The 1,838-nt window shown below is 69.9% G+C and carries 3 protein-coding genes; all 3 read left to right on the forward strand.

The annotated features are described in order from the left end of the window. Positions 1–438 (forward strand): 7-carboxy-7-deazaguanine synthase QueE (locus HUK84_RS16735; RefSeq protein ID WP_218064431.1); only part of this gene is annotated, 438 nt, incomplete at its 5' end. 1 nt (position 439) lies between these two features. Next, positions 440–1,213 carry a 7-cyano-7-deazaguanine synthase QueC gene (gene queC / locus HUK84_RS16740; RefSeq protein ID WP_176641287.1) on the forward strand — a complete coding sequence of 258 codons (774 nt, stop codon included), beginning with the start codon at positions 440–442 and terminating at the stop codon, positions 1,211–1,213. Next, positions 1,206–1,733, forward strand: a complete 528-nt coding sequence (locus tag HUK84_RS16745) for a 6-pyruvoyl trahydropterin synthase family protein (protein WP_176641288.1) — start codon at positions 1,206–1,208, stop codon at positions 1,731–1,733. The genes queC and HUK84_RS16745 overlap by 8 nt, the downstream gene beginning before the upstream one ends. Positions 1,734–1,838 lie beyond the last annotated feature (105 nt).

The raw sequence follows: 1,838 nt of genomic DNA on the forward strand, positions 1-1,838 counted from the left end.
GCCGCGGCGCTGGCCGACGCCATCGCCGCCACCTGGCCCGCCGTCGATCGCACGCAGGCTTTCGTCGTCTTCACGGGCGGCGAGCCGCTTCTGCAACTGGATCGCGCCCTGATCGACGCGGTCCATGCGCGCGGCTTTTCGATCGCGATCGAGACCAACGGCACCCTGCCGGTCCCGCCTGGAGTGGACTGGATCTGCGTCAGCCCCAAGGCCGGGGCCGACCTGGTCCAGCGATCGGGGCACGAGCTGAAACTGGTCTATCCGCAGCCCGCCCTGCCGCCCGACTCCGTGGCCGGGCTGGATTTCCAGCAATTCTGGCTGCAGCCGATGGACGGCCCCGCCCAGGGCGGGAATATCCGGGCCGCCGTCGCCTATTGCCAGGCGCATCCGCGCTGGCGCCTGTCGCTGCAGACCCACAAGCTGATCGGAATTCCCTGACATGACCGCGTTCCAGACCCCCGCCGACCCGACGCGGGAAACCGCGATCGTGCTGTTTTCCGGCGGCCAGGATTCCGCGACCTGCCTGGCCTGGGCGCTATCGCGCTTCGGCCGAGTCGAAACGCTCGGCTTCGACTACGGCCAGCGCCATGCCGTGGAACTGGCCTGCCGCGCCGCGCTGCGCACCGGCATGGCCGGCCTGAATCCCGACTGGGCGACCCGGCTGGGCCAGGACCACACCCTGGCGCTGGACGCGCTTGGGGCGGTCTCGGAAACCGCGCTGACCCGGGACGCCGCGATCACGATGGGCGAGAACGGCCTGCCCAGCACCTTCGTCCCCGGCCGCAACCTGATCTTCCTGACCTTCGCCGCCGCCCTGGCCGCGCGGCGCGGTGCGCGGCACATTGTCGGCGGCATGTGCGAAACCGACTATTCGGGCTATCCGGACTGCCGCGACGACACGATCAAGGCGCTGCAGGTGGCGCTGAACCTGGGCATGGACAGCCGCTACGTCCTGCACACACCCTTGATGTGGATCGACAAGGCCGACACCTGGCGCCTGGCCGAATCGCTGGGCGGCCCGGCACTGGTCGATCTGATCAACCGCGAAAGCCATAGCTGCTATCTGGGCGTACGCGACGTGATGCATCCCTGGGGCCATGGCTGCGGCACCTGCCCGGCCTGCATGCTGCGCCGCGCGGGGTGGGAACGCTATGTCGCGCAGCCCGCGATACACCCCGCGACGGGCTCGGAGACCGGACCCGCCAATGCTTGACCTGGTCTTCACCCGCCGGTTCTCGATGGGGCACCGGCTGATCCACGGCGCCAGCGAAAGCTGCGCCCTGCCCCACGGCCACAACGAATTCGTCACCGTGCGCCTGCGCCCCACCGCGCCGCGCGCGCTGGACGGGGCCGGCAACATGGTCGTGTCCTTCCAGCGCGCCAAGGGACGCTGGCATCGTTTCGTCGACGAACGGCTGGACCATGCCCTGCAACTGGCCGAAGACGACCCGCTGCTGGCCTGGTTCGGCACGCATGAACCCGAGCGGGCCAGGCGCATCGTGGTCACCCCGGGCGACCCGACGACGGAACTGATGGCCTGCCTGATGATGGCCAAGCTGAACGCTTTGCTGGCGGACGATGGCGGCCATCTGGTCTGTGCCGAGATCACCTTGCAGGAAACCCCGACCAACACCGTCCAGTATACGGGCGACCCGCTGGAGGTCCTGCCCGCGCCGCGCCCGCCCGCGCAATGCTGGTGGCGCCGGGCGGATGACAGCATCGCTGATCTCTGACCCGCCGCACCGGTGTCCTACCGGCTCGGCGATGGCTCGGCGAACGGATCGGGTCCGTGCGCCGCGATCGCGGCGTCCTCCGCCGGCACGCCTTCGACCGTGACC

It is taken from the genome of Nguyenibacter vanlangensis, assembly GCF_013376155.1.
Lineage (GTDB): Bacteria > Pseudomonadota > Alphaproteobacteria > Acetobacterales > Acetobacteraceae > Gluconacetobacter > Gluconacetobacter vanlangensis.

Excerpts from the sequence above, each read along its gene's own strand:
- queC (WP_176641287.1), top strand. The coding sequence starts at position 440 with ATGACCGCGTTCCAGACCCCCGCCGACCCGACGCGGGAAACCGCGATC.
- HUK84_RS16745 (WP_176641288.1), top strand. The coding sequence starts at position 1,206 with ATGCTTGACCTGGTCTTCACCCGCCGGTTCTCGATGGGGCACCGGCTG.